Raw genomic sequence first — 15,646 nt, forward strand, 5'->3', positions numbered from 1 at the left:
AGCGATACCATGAGTTTACAAGGCAAAACCGCGCTGGTGACCGGCTCGACCAGCGGCATCGGCCTCGGGCTGGCGGCCAGCCTGGCCGCCGCCGGCGCACGCGTGATCCTCAACGGCTTCGGCGACGTGGAGCAGGCGCGGGAACAGATCGCCCGGCTGGGCGCGCAGCCCGGCTATCACGGCGCCGATCTCAGCGATCCCGAACAGATCGCCGACATGATGCGCTATGCCGAACGGGAGTTCGGCGGGGTGGACATTCTGGTGAATAACGCCGGCATTCAGCATGTGGCGCCGGTGGACCAGTTCCCGGTCGACAAATGGAACGCCATTATCGCCATCAACCTGTCGTCGGTGTTCCACACCAGCCGGCTGGCGCTGCCCGGTATGCGCCGGCGCAACTGGGGGCGCATCATCAACCTGGCCTCGGTGCACGGGCTGGTGGCCTCGAAGGACAAATCGGCCTACGTGGCGGCCAAGCACGGCGTGGTGGGGCTGACCAAAACCCTGGCGCTGGAAACCGCGCGCACGCCGATCACCTGCAACGCCATCTGCCCCGGCTGGGTGCTGACGCCGCTGGTGCAGCAGCAAATCGACCAGCGCATCGCCGCCGGGGTGGAACCGCTGCAGGCGCGTAACGATCTGCTGGCGGAGAAGCAGCCTTCGCAGGAGTTCGTTACCCCGCAGCAGCTTGGCGAACTGGCGCTGTTTCTGTGCAGCGAGGCGGCGGTACAGGTGCGCGGCGCCGCCTGGAACATGGACGGCGGCTGGCTGGCGCAGTAATTTCCCTTCCGGAGCGCGCCGCCGCGCTCCGTTATTACCGCTATAAATAATATCAATTCGTGATGATTTACCCTGAGTAATAATATTTATTTGTTATTAACTATGAAAAAACGCGGGTAACAGTTCGGGTATTTTTCCGATTCAAAAGAGCGAATTGGTTTATTAAATGTTCGATAAATTACATTTTATTTCCCTGGGTTACAATTAAATACCTTTGTGGCGAAAATCAATCCCGTTTCAGATAACGACAGGCTATGACATGAAATTTTAACTCTTGCGCCATTTGCACACATCGGGTAATTGTTTATGCGTGGCTTAAGACCACCGTATTAATAAAAATAACTTATTCGGGCAGGGGTAATAATGAGAAACATAAGAACGCCAATATTTATTGGCGGCGTCGTGCTGTCGGCGTTATCCGGCGGCGCGCAGGCTGAGATCACCATTTTAGATAAAAACCCGCAGAGCAATGTGTTGCTGGCGCCGCTCAGTTTAAAGGTGGGCGGCAGCATTCGCCCCGAGTGGATCTTCAATAACGGCCCGGAACCGGGCTATTACAAAAACGGCCACGACGGCGGCACCCGTTTCCGCTTCAGCGGCGACTATGCGCTGACGCAGGACACCTCAATTATCGGCTACTACGAGTGGGGCGTCGATCTGGCGCACGCGCTGAGCTGGGACGGCCACTACAACGAAGACGGCCAGCGCGACTATCAGCGCCAACTCTACGCCGGCTTTAAAGACGACCGCTACGGCACCTTAACCTATGGCCATCAGTACGGCATTTATTATTCCGTGGTGGGCATTAAAAGCGACGTCTGGGATAACGACGGCCATGCGGGCGGCACCGGCATCGGTATTTCCGGCGACTACGACGGCGGCAATAAACCGAAGAACAGCATTAAATACACCAACGATTTCGGCCCGGTTACCTTATACGCTAACTATTTATTGCCGGAAGACGATCTGCATACCGCCGATAATCTCAGCTATCGCCGCAAGGGCGGCGGCGGGTTGGGCTTCGACTATAAGGTGACGAAAGAATTAACCTTCAGCGCCGCCTACAGCTACACCGACGCGAAGATTAAAGACAACCTGTATAACGAGAAAGATTACCACCAGCAGCTGTCCGGCACTGCGCTGACCTGGCAGCCGAACAACTGGTATATCGTCGGCACCGCCAGCTATTACAAAGACTACGTGCCGAGCACCCGCGAACGCACGCTGTCGCACTTCTTCGCCGGCGACGGCTATGGGGTGGAGGGATTTGTCGGCTATACCTTCAACATCGACAAGCCGTTCCTGAAGTCTATCCAGCCTTACGTGGCGGCGGATTCGCTGCAGTTGAAGGGCGACGAGGAATACCACGCCAACCACGTTTACCTCGGCGCGGGCACCACCATCGGTTACGGGCTGTCGGTGTACGTCGAACGCACCCTGGCCCACAGCAGCGACAAAGAGCCGGACTCCACCTGGGTCACGGTGTTCTACGACTTCTGATGCGTGACTCAAGCCGGCGAAAGCCGGCTTTTTTACATGGTGATAATGCCGCCGGCCGTTGGGCCAGAGGCGTTTCTCTCCGCCAGATAGCGCGCCGGGGGTTTGCCCACCGCTTTCCTGAACATGGTGACGAAGCCGCTGGCGCTCTCGTAACCCAGATCCAGCGCGATCCGCTGCACGCTTTCCCCCTGAGTTAACCGCTGCAGCGCCAGCATCACGTGCAGCTGGCGCCGCCAGTGGCCGAAGCTCATCCCCATTTGTTGCTGCAGCGTACGGCTGAGCGAGCGCTCGCTCATGCCGATGCGCTGCGCCCACTGGCTGAGGGTCGATTTGTCCGCCGGGCTTTGCAGCATGCGCTCCATCAGCTGGCGGATGCGCGCATCGTCGGACACCGGCAGGTGCAGGTTTTCTATCGGCGCGGCCGCCAGCTGATCCAGCAGCACCGCCGTCAGCCGCCCCTCCGGCCCCTGTTCGTCGTAGAAGGGATCGAAGGTGCTGGCCTGCAGCAGCAGCTCGCGCAGCAGCGGCGATACCGACAGCGTGCAGCAGCTCTGCGGCAGGTGAGCGGCGGCCAGGGGATCGACAAACAGGCAATAGGCTTCGGTCGAGCCGGCCCCCTGCGCATTGTGCAGTACGTTGCCGGGCATCCACAGCGCGCACTGCGGCGGCACCAGCCACAGGCCGTTCTCCACCTCGCAGCGGATCATGCCGCGCACGGTGTAGATCAGCTGCGCCTTGCGATGGCGATGCGGGGCCACTTCCCAGTCTTCATCAATAGTCGAACTTTGCGCCGCGAAGATGGCGCGCGGCACCTGGTCGATATCAAAGCGCGGGCGGGTGATGTGTACTGTCATGAGAATTATTCTCACTTTGGCGTAAATGAAAAATATTATGTCCTGATTGCGCAATGCGGTCTAGCGTCGCCGCCGATAAAGTAAGCGTCTGTGCCAAGTGCCTTTTCAAGGATGCCTATAATGTCTCTAGATTCCGCTAATTTTCCGCTGGTGTGGATGCGTCGGAACGGGCGCGATACTCAGGCCGAACTGGCCGCGTTCAGCGCGCTGCTGGCGCGCGCCGAACCCTTCGTCATTTTATCCGATCGCCGCGTGGGGGACGCCGGGGAAGAGCCCAACCGCGACCAGCGCACTCAGGTGGCGCTGTGGAAGCGCGATAACCGCGAGGCGCTGAAGCGGTGGGTGAAGGGCATGATCATGCTCGAGCCGGACGCGGCACAATGCGCGGCGGCCGAAGCCTTTGCCGAATACGCCGCCAAATTCTGGGGCTACCCGGTGCTGGTCGCCGCCGATGAGGCGCGGGCACGGCTGCTGGCCGTCACTTTACTGAGCGAATGAGGAGATGCCGATGCATCAGCAACAGGTAATTGCGCAACTGCTGGCCTGGATCGAGCAGAGCCTGGATCAGCCGTTGACGCTGGACGATATCGCCGCCAAATCCGGCTATTCCAAGTGGCACCTGCAGCGCATGTTCAAACAGCAGACCGGACATATTCTCGGCACCTACGCCCGGCGCAGAAGGCTGACCGCCGCCGCGCGCGAGCTGCGGTTGACCAGCACCAGCGTGGCCTGCATCGCCGATACTTACCAGTTCGATTCGCAGCAGACCTTTACCCGCGGTTTCCGCAAGCAGTTCGGCCTGCCGCCGGCGGTCTATCGCCGCAGCCAGGACTGGTCAAGCTATGGTCTGCAGCCGCCGCTGCGCCTGACGGGCGAGCCGCTGCCGCCGGGCGATATCATCACGCTGCCGGCGATGCGGCTGGTCGGCCACACCCAGCGCCGCAGCTGTACGCTGGGGCAGCTGCCGCACTCGAAATGCGAGCTGCGCCGCCACGCCTGGCGCCAGATGCAGCGCCCGCAGACGCCGCCGGCGGTGGTCTACGGCCTTACCAGCCTGGAGGCCGATCGCCAGCGCAGCGGCAGCCAGCGCATGGCCTATACCGTCGCGCTGCCGGACGAAGGCGCGGAAGGGGAGCGGGTGCTCATCGAACAGGGCGACTACGCCAGCTTCGCCTACCAGGGGCAGGCCGAAGGGCTGCAAGACTTTATCGCCCGGCTGTACGACACCGCAATGCCGCAGATGAACGCCATTCGGCGCCCGGGGCAGGATATCGAGCGTTTCTACCCGGCGCAGGGGGGAAGCTGCCCGTTTGGCGGCGCGGCGATCCGCTGCGAATACCTGATCCCGATCCGCCGCGCAGAGCCGCTGGCCGCCGCCGGTTAGCGGCGTTTTTCACATTATTTCGTCTTGGTATCGCCTCAGGTTACAAAAAATTGCGATATTGTTTCGGTAATGGTTCACACTTTTGCCGATGTGCACATATAATGCGCATCCGGTCATTCATGGCCGCAGAAACCTATACCCATAACTGCCAGTGGCCTCCACCAACACGAAGATGAAAATGAGCATTCGCGCGTTATTAACCCTGTTTACGGCACTGGTTGCATTCAGCCAGGCTGCCTTCGCCGTTGTATACCCTCTGCCGCCTAAAGACAGCCGTCTGGTGGGGGAAAACATCCAGATCACCGTGCCGGAAGACAGCAAGCTGCCGCTGGAGAGCTTCGCCGCTCAATACCAGATGGGCCTGAGCAACATGCTGGAAGCCAACCCGGGGGTGGATCCTTTCCTGCCGAAGGCCGGCAGCACCCTGACCATCCCGCAGCAGCTGATCCTGCCGGACGCGCCGCGTGAAGGCATCATCATCAACAGCGCCGAGATGCGTCTGTACTATTACCCGAAAGGCACCAACACCGTTATCGTGCTGCCAATCGGCATCGGCCAGCTGGGTAAAGATACCCCGCTGAACTGGACCACCACGGTGCAGCGCAAGAAAGACGGCCCAACCTGGACGCCAACCGCCAAGATGCGCGCAGAATACGCCGCCGACGGCGAGATCCTGCCGGCGGTGTTCCCGGCCGGCCCGGACAACCCGATGGGCCTGTATGCGCTGTACGTCGGCCGCCTGTACGCCATCCACGGCACCAACGCCAACTTCGGCATCGGCCTGCGCGTGAGCCACGGCTGCGTGCGCCTGCGCGCCGACGACATCAAATTCCTGTTCGACAACGTGCCGGTCGGTACCCGCGTGCAGTTCATCAACGAGCCGGTGAAGGCCAGCGTGGAGCCGGACGGCTCGCGTTACCTGGAAGTGCACAACCCGCTGTCGGCTAACGAAGAGCAGCTGCAGTCCAAGGATCCGGTCCCGCTGACCCTTTCTGCCCCGGTCGGCAAAGTGCTGATGGACACCGCGGTTAACCAGAGCGAAGTGGACGCGGCGATCAAAGCCCGTTCCGGCATGCCGGTTAAAGTGAACTGATAGCCGCAGGCTTCAGTGAGAGTGATAAAAAGACGCCTGCGGGCGTCTTTTTTTATGCCTGTAAAACATGTTGTTGTGTGTGCGTTCGCAATGATGTCCTCAGCGTTGCACAGAAAGAAGTCATTATGCGCGTCATCATGCAAACCGGGTTTCTCATGGTGGTCATCATCAACGTTTGAAGTGATGCTGGCGGGGAGGAATGCTCTGGAAAAGTATTTCACTCAGTGCTATGTTTTTACAGGAAGCCCGTCGCAATGCGTACATTTAAAACTTGTTGGTTTAGCAGGAAAGCTCGGGCTCACGGCATCACCGATAAGGCGTTGTGTCGGGCAGTAAAAGATGTGCAACGCGGTTTGGCTGCGGATTTAGGCGGTGGTGTATTTAAAAAACGTCTTAATCATAATCGCGACCGGGCATTGGTATTAGCGAAAAACGGTCGGCACTGGGTGTTTGTTTTTTTGTTTTCCAAGCAGGCCCAGGCCAATATCACTGGGGTGGAATTGCAAGCTTTTCGCAAGCTAGCGATGCAATTTGGCGCGTTGAGCGACGACCTGGTCGAGTCCCTGGTTGTGAAAAAAGAATGGATGGAGATTTGCCATGAAGCAGGAAAAAACGTTTCGGAGCCCGGCCTTTGAGGCGATTCACAGCGCCGCTGAAGGATTGCATCGTACTGGCGCCATTTCTCTGGAAACCCTACGTAGCTTTAATGAGTCTTGTCTTGCTCCGGTCGAGATATTGCAGCCTCAAGAGATCAAAGCCTTGCGTGAGCAGTTACGTTTAAGCCAACCGGTTTTTGCCCGTTATCTGAATACCAGCGTGTCGACCGTACAGAAATGGGAAACGGGGGTGAAACGGCCGAGCGGCGTGTCGCTCAAGCTGCTTTCGGTCGTACGCAAACATGGGCTTCAGGTTTTGTTGTAGTGGCCGTTTGGGTTGTCACTATTTTAACATTGCCCTCTCTGGCCTTGTTTTTATGAAATGCCGGCCCGCGATTATTCCGATAAAACTATCGCCAATTAATAAGTTATATCTCCGCGTTCACCACCCGTCATTGAAAAAATCCTCGAAAAAACGCCACACTGTGAGAATAAGATCATCAAAGCGTAACGGAAGGTAAACAAACGCCTCTTAGTTGGCCGCTTTGCTTTTGCAAAGGGGGGGCATGCGCAACTGGAACGAACCGAAGAAGAAGGCCATCGTCCCCTGGGCGCCGATGAGCGGCTGGTCGTAGGGTAGTGGCGTGAGGTCAAAGTGGAAATGAAAAGTGAGTATTAGCCGGGCACAACCCGGCTAATATTTAATGTGAAAAATTAGTTTAATAGGCCGGCTTTTTTTCCGCATATAACATAAGGAAGAGATCTTTCCTGTATATAGTACACATCATTTCCTATTTTATTAAAGCTTATATAGTTTTTGTTTTTGTACTTAGAACTGGATGAAACTAATCCCCGTGGACTGTTGTCGTTCCTCCTTCTATTTTCCTTTGAAACGGAAACCGTATAAACGCCATCATGATCCATATCGGAGTAAGTAAATATAAGATCTCTGTCTATAGTGTATCTTTTATCATGGGAAATAAAGCTGCCTATTTCAGTTTTAAATCCAGTGTTGTCACTGTATAAGAAGTAATTAACGCTCAATCTGATGGTTTCTTTGGTTAATATGTTTGTTTCTTGCAAATAGAAATGACAAGAACCTACTAATTCCCTTTTCGTTTTATAGTAGGTAAGTATTAAGCCAAGTGAAATCACCATAAAAGAAATGGCGATGATTATCTTTGCATTTCTAATCATTTAATCACTCTCGTTGTCACACAATTTTCATGATTATTATTTTTGTTGACCTCGCAATGTCCAATTAGTATGTAGTTACTCATGTTTTCATTTACGGCATAAAAGATATCATAGCGTTGCGATTTGCAAGAGTTTATAATATCAGTGTGTATCGATATATTTTCCAAAACTTGCTCTTTTGTTGTTTTTATTAAGTTCCCTAAGGCGTATACGTTGCACTTCCCAACTTTCTCTATTACAGGTGCGGTGTATTCCTTCATTTTTATTTTTTTATCCCATTTGAAATAAGTTAACGACATTGCACTTAAAGAAAAAAGCAAGACTGTAAAAATAAAATAAACCCTACTATTGTTAATAGCCTTGTTTTTAGTTTCTTTTTTTTGTTCAACTCCTTCGCTTTCAATAAAGTCACTCTCTATTAAGGTCACGTTAGTTGCCAATTGAAACCCGACCTTATGGATGGTAACGATCAGCTTTTCATTTTCTCCTAAACTAATGAATGCCCGTCTCAACTCGCTGGTGGCAGAGTAAAGATTATTATTAGACGGCGTTAGGCCAAAATTCTCCCAAACGTTTTTTAACAAATGCTCCCTACTTAAAACCGCATCACCATGCTGAATGAACTCCATCAGCAATCTGGCAGACTGATTTGATAAGGAAATTTCTATCTCTTCATCTTTCAACGAAGATAGCTGTTTTGAGTCAGGTGTGAATCTAATCCAGTCATTTATTATATAAAACATTTTATCTCTCTTTCAGTTTTTTCTGATGGGTTTTAACGTTGTTATGATGGTTAGTCAACCGACAGAAAATATACGGTGTATTCAAACTAAGTGGATTAGTTTAAATAACGTTGTTTATTTTTGTTATTTTTTTGTTTTTTTCTGTTTTTGTTTGTTTTGTAGTTTTAAATTCTATTTTTTTGATAATTTTTAATACAAATACCTTTTTTTAGTTTTAATGTTTAATCTTTGTCTCGTCGGTAGGGAGGCGGGGCATCAGCTCTCATTAGTCTTTACAGGCTTCCTGAGAAAGGAAGAGGGCCGACATACACATACGGATACACCGTGTTTATTCGCATGTTTATTTAAATATCATCAAGGAATAACTAAAGAATGAAACTGAACAAAATCATGTTAGCCACCGTTGTGACTCTGGGTCTGTCTTCTATGGTGGCACAGGCTGCGAATCAGGGGCAGGGGGCTGTAAAATTTACTGGGGCGATTATTGATGCACCTTGTTCAATTTCTCCTGAGTCGGTAGATCAGACCGTGGAGCTGGGCCAGGTTTCTAATTCTTTGTTGAAGAAAGGTGGTAAGTCCACACCAAAAGCATTCACTATCGATCTGGAACACTGTGAGGTTGAAAATGGTAAAAATAATGTTTCCGTGACCTTTACCGGCATTGAATCAGCCACTCAGAAAGGCATGCTGAGCATTTCTGGCCAAGCCTCTGGCGCCAGCGTCGCTATTACTGACGCCGGCGGTAAAATCGTCGAGCTTGGTAAATCCAGCCCGCTGACTGGCGTTAACGAAGGCAATACCGCGCTGCGCTTTGCTGCTTATCTGCAGGGGGATGGCGCATCATCAACAGTCGTTCCTGGCGATTTCACCGCCGTTGCTGACTTCACCTTAGCCTACCAGTAATTGTTTTAACGATTATTTCTTAGTGCGATTTGGCATGCGGGCAAAGCCTGCATGCCAACTTAAACAGCGCGAGGAATGAGGGAGATATAAATGCGTATCATAGTGTTTACTTGCATATTTATAACCAGCTTGATGCCCGCTATGGCAGGGAATACCTATTTTGGTTGGGGAGTGGTAAATATGCAAGGAGCCATTATTGATACGGCCTGTGCCATCGCCATTGAGAGTCGCGATCAGTCTATCGATATGGATGTGGTGCCACTGGCCGATATTACGCGCGACGGACAAGGACGAAGAAAACCTTTTTCTATCGAATTGGTTAATTGTGAGCTTGAACGTCAGCAGGGTAAAAAACCGAGTTGGACGCAATTCCAGGTGACCTTTGATGGTGATGCGGAAGGTGACTTATTTGGTGTTCGTGGCGAAGCCTCTGGCATCGCTCTGCAAATTACTGATGAGCTCGGGAATATTGCGCTGCCGGGTCGCCCTTTGCCGCGGGAAGATATTTTTTCGGGAAATATGAGGCTGAATTATAACCTCAGGCTGGTCGCTAACCAGCATGCACTGAAATCCGGAGATTATTTTTCTTCTATCCGCTTCAAACTTGATTATTTCTGAAGGGAATAAAGCGACGCCAATATCGGCGGGACAGGGCGAATAACGATTAAAGGTTGAAAGGTATGAGAGTGTCGCTTTCTGGGAAATGGGTGCGCCTTCAGACGCTGGGGCTGTGTATTTCTCTGGCGCTGGGGACGCCGTCGACAGTGGTGTTCGCTGCCGAAGAGATCCAATTCAACACCGACGTGCTGGACGTTAATGACCGGAAAAATATTGACCTGAGCCAGTTTGCGCGCGGGGGATACATCATGCCGGGCGCTTACGGCATGGTGGTGCACATTAATAAGAATGAGCTGCCGGAGAAGCCGATTCAGTTCTACGTGCCGGAAAATGATCCGAACGGCAGCCGGGCCTGTATCAATAAGGCCCTGGTCGAACAATTGGGCCTCAAAGAGAGCGCAATGAAGGGCCTCACCTGGTGGCATCAGGGGGAGTGCCTGGATGAGGGCAGCGTGGCGGGCATGTCGGTAAAAGGGGATCTTTCCACTTCTTCTCTCTACCTGAGCATTCCGCAGGCGTTCCTCGAGTATACCGACGAGAACTGGGATCCGCCGTCGCGCTGGGATGAGGGCATCCCTGGGCTGCTGTTCGATTACAACCTCAATGCCCGGACGCAAAAGAACCAGCGTAGCGGAACCAACGGCTACTCGCTGAGCGGCAACGGCACCGCCGGCGCCAACCTGGGTGCCTGGCGACTGCGCGCCGACTGGCAGGCCAACCTGGATCACCAGACCGGAGCGGGCTTATCGACCAGCAAACAGCTGGACTGGGGCCGCTACTATGCCTACCGGGCAGTGCCGTCGCTGCGTTCGAAAATGACGCTGGGAGAAAGCTACCTTGACTCCGGCATGTTCGACAGCTTCCGTTTCACCGGGGCCAGCCTGGTCTCGGACGACAACATGCTGCCGCCCAACCTGCGCGGTTACGCGCCGGAAGTCTCCGGCGTGGCCAGGACCAATGCCAAAGTGACCGTCAGCCAGCAGGGGCGGGTGCTGTACGAGACCACTGTGGCGGCCGGGCCGTTCCGTATCCAGGACATCAACGATGCGGTTAGCGGCGAGCTGAACGTGCGCGTGGAAGAGCAGGATGGCGGCGTGCAGGAGTTTGTGATGAACACCGCCAGTATCCCGTACCTGACGCGCCCAGGCTCGGTGCGCTTCAAGCTGGCGGCGGGCAAGCCTTCCGACTTCGGGCACCATGCGCGCGGGCCGCTGTTCGGCACCGGCGAGTTTTCCTGGGGGGTGAGCAACGGTTGGTCACTGTACGGCGGTGCGCTGGCGGGCGGCGACTACAACGCGCTGTCGCTGGGTATCGGCCGGGATCTGATGGTGCTGGGAGCGCTGTCGTTCGACGCCACCCAATCGCGGGCGCGGTTGCCGCAGGAGGGCGGTACGCTCAGCGGCGGTTCTTACCGTCTGAGCTACTCAAAGAACTTCGACGAATACGACAGCCAGGTAACCTTCGCCGGCTATCGCTTCTCGGAGCAGAACTTCATGAGCATGAACGAGTATCTGGACGCCCGTGACTACGGCGAGCGCACCGGCGGTGGCAAGGAGATGTACACCATCACCTTCAACAAGCACTTCCGCGACTGGGGGCTGAGCAGCTATCTCAACTACAGCCACGAGACGTACTGGGATCGCCCGGCCAACAACCGCTACAACCTGACGCTGTCGCGCTATTTCGACGTGGGGCGGTTCCGCAACGTGAGCCTGTCGCTGTCGGCCTACCGCAACGAATACAACGGCACTAAAGACGACGGCGCGTACCTGTCGCTGTCGATGCCGTGGGGGGATCGCTCGACCCTGGGCTACAACACCACGCTCAACCGCAGCGACGCGACGCATCGGGTGAGCTATTACGACCGGGTCGACGAGCGCAACAACTACCAGCTGAGTACCGGCGCGTCGCGCAGCGGCGCCAGCCTGAGCGGGTATTACACCCACGATGGCGATCTGACTCAGATGAGCGCCAACGCCAGCTACCAGGAGGGGCGTTACCGCGCGGTCGGGCTGTCGGCCCAGGGGGGCATGACGCTGACGGCCGAGGGCGGAGCGCTGCACCGCAGCGGTTCGGGGGGAGGGACTCGCATGCTGATCGACACCCACGGCGTGCCGGAGGTGCCGGTGCGCGGCTACGGCAGCGTCAGCCGCACCAACGCCTGGGGCAAGGCGGTGATTGGCGATGTGAACAGCTACTACCGCAACAAGGCCAGCATCGACCTGAACCAGCTGGGTGACAACGCCGAGGCTATCACTTCAGTCGTGCAGGCGACGCTGACAGAGGGGGCGATCGGTTACCGCCAGTTTGAGGTGATTGCCGGTGAGAAGGCGATGGCGGTGATCAAACTGGCCGACGGCAGCGAACCGCCGTTCGGCGCCAGGGTGTTGAACGCCCGCAAGCAGGAGACCGGCATCGTCAGCGAAGGCGGCAGCGTATATCTGGGCGGCATCAACGCCGGCGAGACGATGAGGGTGCACTGGAACGGCGGGGCGCAGTGCGAGGTGCGCCTGCCGGCGCCGCTGCCGGCAGATATGCTGATGAACACCTTGTTGCTGCCGTGCCATCCGTTGGATAAGCCGGCGATGGAGCCGAGACAGGATGCAAAATCGTCATCGCCGAGTGATGACGTTTAACCCGCAATCAATAATGTTGCCAGGCCGCAGGGCCTGGAATGAGAAGAGAGGCGCAAGAGCGAAGTGATGATGACGAAACACAGAGAACAGGGCTCGGCGGCGTTCGTGAGCAAACGCAGCTTAAGCAGGGCGGCGTTGGCCGTCGCCCTGTTGGGCGCGGTGGCGCAGCAGCAGGCCCAGGCGGCGATCGCGCTGGATCGCACCCGAGTGGTGTTCGACGGCGGCCAGAGGTCGGTGAGCCTGAACGTCAGCAACCAGAACAAGCAGCTGCCATACCTGGCGCAGGGTTGGATTGAGGATGAGGAAGGCAGCAAGATCCAGAGCCCCCTGACGGTGTTGCCGCCGGTGCAGCGCATCGAGCCGGGCAAGCCGAGCCAGGTGAAAATCCAGGCGTTGCCGGCGGCGAAGCTGCTGCCGCAGGACCGTGAGACGGTCTATTACTTCAACCTGCGGGAGATCCCGCCAAAGAGCAATAAGCCGAATACGCTGCAGATTGCGCTGCAAACGCGCATCAAGCTGTTCTACCGGCCGTCGGGCATTGCGATGGAGAAGAACGCACCGCCGCCGCAGGAGCAGCTGACGCTGAGCCGGCAGGGCGACAGCTACCTGGTGAACAACCCGACGCCGTACTACGTCACCCTGGTGGATGCGGGTAACAAGAAAGGTGGTCCCGGCGTCAAAGGCTTCGCACCGATGATGGTGCCTCCGAAGGGCAGCCTGCCGCTGACGGTCAGCGCGGCCAGCGTGGGGAACAGCCCGGTACTGACCTACGTCAACGACTACGGCGGCCGCCCGCAGCTGAGTTTCAGCTGCAGCGGCGCTACGTGCGCGGTGGTGCCGGAGAAGAAAGGCGGGTAACCGCTCCAGACAATAGCAGTGACGCGGGAGGCGACAATGGCAAAGAACACGGGCAGCAAGGCGCAGTTCGTCCCCTGGCTCAGTGAGTTGCGTTATTACGGGACGCTGGGCGGGCTGGCGCTGATGGTGCCGCTGACCCTGGGGATGACGCTGTGGCTGCTGCCGTCGGCGCAGGCGGTGGACAACTGGAACGTCGACGGGGCGAATGGCACTTTGTATGTGCACGGTGCGCTGACGGAGAGCGCCTGCCGGCTGGAGATGACCAGCGCGCGCCAGGATATCGCGCTGGGCGAAACGGGTACGGGGCGGCTGCAGGCGGTCGGTTCCCAGGGCGAGCCGGTAAGGTTCGAGCTGCGTCTGGCGGACTGCCTGCGCAACTCGGCGGGCAGCCGCGACCTGCGCCGCGGCGGCACGGTCAGCGCGGACGGCCAGCCGGCAGTAACGGTGAGCTTTCGGGCCGTGCGCGATGCGGATAACTCGCAGCTGGTGAAGGCGGAGGGCGTTTCCGGGCTTGGATTGCGCCTGGAAGATGCGCGGGGCGACGATGTCCGGCTGGGCAGCCGCGGCGCGCCGCTGCTGCTGATGCCAGGGCAGGATACGCTGACCTATAGGGTTATCCCTGAACGGACGCCGGCGAATCTGATGGCGGGGAGCTATCGGGCCGTGGTGGACTTTCATCTGAGCTATGACTGAGGCGGGCAGTACGATGGAGAGAGCCGTAATGACGCTGAACGACCGGCTGGTCCGGCGTGGTCTGGCGGGCCTGCTGGCCGCCCTGCCGCTGCTGGCCCAGGCGTCGAACTCGGTCACGGTGACGGTGAAAGTCACCGTAGTTGAGCAGCCGCCGTGCGTTATCAATAACGACAGGGTAATTGAAGTGGACTTTGGTGACATTATCGCACCGCGGGTGGATGGCAACCAATATCTGCAAACGGTCGATTACAGCCTGGAGTGCAAGGGACAAATGACCAACGCGATGAGGCTGGCCATCCAGGGTAACCCCACCCCGTTTGATAACACGGCCCTGCAAACCAATGTGGCGGACTTCGGCATTGCGATACGGGCTGACGGTCAGCCGCTGCCGCTAAACAATTGGATGAATTTCACTTACCCGAACAAGCCTGTGTTGCAGGCGGTGCCGGTGAAACGAGCAGGGGTAACCTTGCCGGGCGGGGATTTTAGCGCCGGCGCCACGCTGATGGTGCATTACCAGTGAAGGAGGGGATCATGAAGACAACGCCCATTCTCACGTTCATCGCGGTCATGCTGAGCGGCGCATCGCTGCAGGCGGCGGAAAATATGAGTTTCCGGGGGACATTGCTGGAGCATCCGCCCTGTGAAATCAATGGGGGGCAGCCGATAGCGATTGATTTTGGCGATGTCGGCGTCAATAAGGTTGATGGCGAGAATTACGCACAGACGTTCCAGATAATATATGACTGCAAGGGCACCAGTACCGACAAAATATTACGTTACGTCGGCAATGCCACCGCCTTTGATCCGGCGGCGGTGCAGAGCAATATTCCGGATTTTGGTATCCAACTCCGGCATACCTCTCTTCAAGGCGTAACCTCGCCGTTTGCCGTGGGGAGCACGTTGCCTATCCCCGCCTATGTGGGCTCATCGACATTTATCGCCACGCCGGTAAAGAAGGCGAGTGCTGAGCTGCAGGACGGCGCCTTTACCGCGGGTGCGACGTTGCAACTTGAATACCCGTAAAGGAGTGGAGATGCGTATCAAAAATGTGACCTGCGCCCTGCTGTTGCTGGGAGTCAGCGCTCATGCGCCGGCCGCGGCGCCGCCGTCGGTGAATATTTCGTATACCGGTAACCTGGTGACGGATCCCTGCACTATCTTGCCGGGGGATGAAGAAATCCAGCTGGATTTCGGTACGGTTATCGACAAATACCTGTACCTGAATAGCCGCACGCTGGGGCAGCCGTTTGAGATACGTCTGGCCGAGTGCGATCTGGAATTGGGCAAAACGGTAAAGGTCACCTTTACCGGCACGGAGAATACGGCGTTGCCGGGGCTACTGGCCATCGACGCGGCCAGCGAAGCAACGGGCATCGCGATAGGGCTGGAGACGCTGGAAGCGAAACCGCTGTGGCTCAATAAAGAGAGCGGCGACTATCCGCTGCAGGCGGGCAATAGCCGGATCGCGCTGAAGGCCTATGTGCGGGGAGAGCCGAAGGCGATAACGGACAAAACGATAGGGCGTGGGCCATTCAGCGCGGTGGCGACGTTCAACCTGGAATATGAGTAAAGCAGCACTGCGGTGAGAGAGGATTGAACTTCATTTATTTGGAGACAGTTCAGGATAATAAAACAGGTTTTTTGCGGCACGGCGAATATGACAGCTCCGTTGCTAGCAGAAAATATTATAGGAACATCGTGGATCGGCTGTCGGCATTATTTAAAATCCGGCGGTCGGTTTTTTTCTCGATGATTTTCTCATTAAAACCGGGCATTAATGAATAAACC

18 protein-coding genes are annotated in these 15,646 nt (G+C 56.3%); 15 read left to right on the top strand and 3 right to left on the bottom strand.

The window, feature by feature from the left end; genetic code table 11:
• Positions 1 to 9: 9 nt before the first annotated feature.
• Positions 10 to 780, top strand: a complete 771-nt coding sequence (locus KHA73_RS02405) for a 3-hydroxybutyrate dehydrogenase (protein ID WP_234588226.1) — start codon at positions 10 to 12, stop codon at positions 778 to 780.
• A 363-nt stretch (positions 781 to 1,143) separates the two neighbouring features.
• The gene (locus tag KHA73_RS02410) at positions 1,144 to 2,280 is read left to right on the top strand and encodes a porin (RefSeq protein ID WP_234588235.1); all 1,137 of its coding nucleotides are present in this window, start codon (positions 1,144 to 1,146) and stop codon (positions 2,278 to 2,280) included.
• A gap of 32 nt (positions 2,281 to 2,312) precedes the next feature.
• On the opposite strand, the gene KHA73_RS02415 is transcribed toward KHA73_RS02410, so the two are convergent.
• On the bottom strand, positions 2,313 to 3,134 hold the full coding sequence (locus KHA73_RS02415; protein ID WP_234588236.1) for an AraC family transcriptional regulator: 822 nt from the start codon (positions 3,132 to 3,134) through the stop codon (positions 2,313 to 2,315).
• 120 nt (positions 3,135 to 3,254) lie between these two features.
• On the opposite strand from KHA73_RS02415, the gene KHA73_RS02420 reads away from it, so the two are divergent.
• The 5 genes from KHA73_RS02420 (at position 3,255) to KHA73_RS02440 (ending at position 6,532) form a co-directional block, all read left to right on the top strand.
• On the top strand, positions 3,255 to 3,632 hold the full coding sequence (locus tag KHA73_RS02420) for a hypothetical protein (RefSeq protein ID WP_234588245.1): 378 nt from the start codon (positions 3,255 to 3,257) through the stop codon (positions 3,630 to 3,632).
• Positions 3,633 to 3,642: 10 nt separating this feature from the next.
• Entirely contained in the window at positions 3,643 to 4,518 is an 876-nt protein-coding gene (locus tag KHA73_RS02425) for a helix-turn-helix domain-containing protein (protein WP_234588247.1), read from the top strand.
• Between the two features lie 172 nt (positions 4,519 to 4,690).
• Positions 4,691 to 5,611 carry a L,D-transpeptidase family protein gene (locus tag KHA73_RS02430; protein ID WP_314725580.1) on the top strand — a complete coding sequence of 307 codons (921 nt, stop codon included), beginning with the start codon at positions 4,691 to 4,693 and terminating at the stop codon, positions 5,609 to 5,611.
• Positions 5,612 to 5,865: 254 nt separating this feature from the next.
• A complete protein-coding gene (locus KHA73_RS02435) occupies positions 5,866 to 6,246 on the top strand; it encodes a type II toxin-antitoxin system RelE/ParE family toxin (protein ID WP_234588249.1) in 381 nt (126 codons plus the stop codon).
• Positions 6,209 to 6,532: a helix-turn-helix domain-containing protein gene (locus tag KHA73_RS02440; protein WP_234588251.1), complete on the top strand. Its 324-nt coding sequence runs from the start codon at positions 6,209 to 6,211 to the stop codon at positions 6,530 to 6,532. Before KHA73_RS02435 ends, KHA73_RS02440 begins: the two co-directional genes overlap by 38 nt.
• Positions 6,533 to 6,921: 389 nt before the next feature.
• Here KHA73_RS02440 and KHA73_RS02445 read toward each other — a convergent pair whose 3' ends face one another.
• Positions 6,922 to 7,404 (bottom strand): hypothetical protein, encoded by a 483-nt coding sequence (locus KHA73_RS02445; protein ID WP_234588261.1) that lies wholly within the window; start codon positions 7,402 to 7,404, stop codon positions 6,922 to 6,924.
• Positions 7,401 to 8,147: a winged helix-turn-helix domain-containing protein gene (locus KHA73_RS02450; RefSeq protein ID WP_234588263.1), complete on the bottom strand. Its 747-nt coding sequence runs from the start codon at positions 8,145 to 8,147 to the stop codon at positions 7,401 to 7,403. Before KHA73_RS02450 ends, KHA73_RS02445 begins: the two co-directional genes overlap by 4 nt.
• Positions 8,148 to 8,519: 372 nt before the next feature.
• On the opposite strand from KHA73_RS02450, the gene KHA73_RS02455 reads away from it, so the two are divergent.
• The 8 genes from KHA73_RS02455 to KHA73_RS02490 all read left to right on the top strand — a co-directional run bounded on the left by KHA73_RS02455 (position 8,520) and on the right by KHA73_RS02490 (position 15,428).
• Positions 8,520 to 9,050 carry a fimbrial protein gene (locus KHA73_RS02455; RefSeq protein WP_234588265.1) on the top strand — a complete coding sequence of 177 codons (531 nt, stop codon included), beginning with the start codon at positions 8,520 to 8,522 and terminating at the stop codon, positions 9,048 to 9,050.
• A gap of 90 nt (positions 9,051 to 9,140) precedes the next feature.
• The gene (locus KHA73_RS02460) at positions 9,141 to 9,668 is read left to right on the top strand and encodes a fimbrial protein (protein ID WP_234588267.1); all 528 of its coding nucleotides are present in this window, start codon (positions 9,141 to 9,143) and stop codon (positions 9,666 to 9,668) included.
• 62 nt (positions 9,669 to 9,730) lie between these two features.
• On the top strand, positions 9,731 to 12,304 hold the full coding sequence (locus KHA73_RS02465) for an outer membrane usher protein (protein ID WP_234588269.1): 2,574 nt from the start codon (positions 9,731 to 9,733) through the stop codon (positions 12,302 to 12,304).
• 69 nt (positions 12,305 to 12,373) lie between these two features.
• Positions 12,374 to 13,162, top strand: a complete 789-nt coding sequence (locus KHA73_RS02470) for a fimbria/pilus periplasmic chaperone (RefSeq protein ID WP_234588271.1) — start codon at positions 12,374 to 12,376, stop codon at positions 13,160 to 13,162.
• A 36-nt stretch (positions 13,163 to 13,198) separates the two neighbouring features.
• A complete protein-coding gene (locus KHA73_RS02475; protein WP_234588273.1) occupies positions 13,199 to 13,855 on the top strand; it encodes a fimbrial protein in 657 nt (218 codons plus the stop codon).
• A 28-nt stretch (positions 13,856 to 13,883) separates the two neighbouring features.
• Positions 13,884 to 14,378: a fimbrial protein gene (locus KHA73_RS02480; protein ID WP_234588275.1), complete on the top strand. Its 495-nt coding sequence runs from the start codon at positions 13,884 to 13,886 to the stop codon at positions 14,376 to 14,378.
• Between the two features lie 11 nt (positions 14,379 to 14,389).
• Positions 14,390 to 14,881, top strand: a complete 492-nt coding sequence (locus tag KHA73_RS02485; RefSeq protein WP_234588277.1) for a fimbrial protein — start codon at positions 14,390 to 14,392, stop codon at positions 14,879 to 14,881.
• Between the two features lie 10 nt (positions 14,882 to 14,891).
• Positions 14,892 to 15,428 carry a fimbrial protein gene (locus KHA73_RS02490; protein WP_234588279.1) on the top strand — a complete coding sequence of 179 codons (537 nt, stop codon included), beginning with the start codon at positions 14,892 to 14,894 and terminating at the stop codon, positions 15,426 to 15,428.
• The last annotated feature ends 218 nt before the right edge of the window (positions 15,429 to 15,646 follow it).

The sequence above is a fragment of the Serratia entomophila genome, from assembly GCF_021462285.1.
In the GTDB taxonomy this organism is placed as follows: Bacteria; Pseudomonadota; Gammaproteobacteria; order Enterobacterales; family Enterobacteriaceae; genus Serratia; species Serratia entomophila.

Excerpts from the sequence above, each read along its gene's own strand:
- KHA73_RS02405 (WP_234588226.1), top strand. The coding sequence starts at position 10 with ATGAGTTTACAAGGCAAAACCGCGCTGGTGACCGGCTCGACCAGCGGC.
- KHA73_RS02410 (WP_234588235.1), top strand. The coding sequence starts at position 1,144 with ATGAGAAACATAAGAACGCCAATATTTATTGGCGGCGTCGTGCTGTCG.
- KHA73_RS02415 (WP_234588236.1), bottom strand. The coding sequence starts at position 3,134 with ATGACAGTACACATCACCCGCCCGCGCTTTGATATCGACCAGGTGCCG.
- KHA73_RS02420 (WP_234588245.1), top strand. The coding sequence starts at position 3,255 with ATGTCTCTAGATTCCGCTAATTTTCCGCTGGTGTGGATGCGTCGGAAC.
- KHA73_RS02425 (WP_234588247.1), top strand. The coding sequence starts at position 3,643 with ATGCATCAGCAACAGGTAATTGCGCAACTGCTGGCCTGGATCGAGCAG.
- KHA73_RS02430 (WP_314725580.1), top strand. The coding sequence starts at position 4,691 with ATGAAAATGAGCATTCGCGCGTTATTAACCCTGTTTACGGCACTGGTT.
- KHA73_RS02435 (WP_234588249.1), top strand. The coding sequence starts at position 5,866 with ATGCGTACATTTAAAACTTGTTGGTTTAGCAGGAAAGCTCGGGCTCAC.
- KHA73_RS02440 (WP_234588251.1), top strand. The coding sequence starts at position 6,209 with ATGAAGCAGGAAAAAACGTTTCGGAGCCCGGCCTTTGAGGCGATTCAC.
- KHA73_RS02445 (WP_234588261.1), bottom strand. The coding sequence starts at position 7,404 with ATGATTAGAAATGCAAAGATAATCATCGCCATTTCTTTTATGGTGATT.
- KHA73_RS02450 (WP_234588263.1), bottom strand. The coding sequence starts at position 8,147 with ATGTTTTATATAATAAATGACTGGATTAGATTCACACCTGACTCAAAA.
- KHA73_RS02455 (WP_234588265.1), top strand. The coding sequence starts at position 8,520 with ATGAAACTGAACAAAATCATGTTAGCCACCGTTGTGACTCTGGGTCTG.
- KHA73_RS02460 (WP_234588267.1), top strand. The coding sequence starts at position 9,141 with ATGCGTATCATAGTGTTTACTTGCATATTTATAACCAGCTTGATGCCC.
- KHA73_RS02465 (WP_234588269.1), top strand. The coding sequence starts at position 9,731 with ATGAGAGTGTCGCTTTCTGGGAAATGGGTGCGCCTTCAGACGCTGGGG.
- KHA73_RS02470 (WP_234588271.1), top strand. The coding sequence starts at position 12,374 with ATGACGAAACACAGAGAACAGGGCTCGGCGGCGTTCGTGAGCAAACGC.
- KHA73_RS02475 (WP_234588273.1), top strand. The coding sequence starts at position 13,199 with ATGGCAAAGAACACGGGCAGCAAGGCGCAGTTCGTCCCCTGGCTCAGT.
- KHA73_RS02480 (WP_234588275.1), top strand. The coding sequence starts at position 13,884 with ATGACGCTGAACGACCGGCTGGTCCGGCGTGGTCTGGCGGGCCTGCTG.
- KHA73_RS02485 (WP_234588277.1), top strand. The coding sequence starts at position 14,390 with ATGAAGACAACGCCCATTCTCACGTTCATCGCGGTCATGCTGAGCGGC.
- KHA73_RS02490 (WP_234588279.1), top strand. The coding sequence starts at position 14,892 with ATGCGTATCAAAAATGTGACCTGCGCCCTGCTGTTGCTGGGAGTCAGC.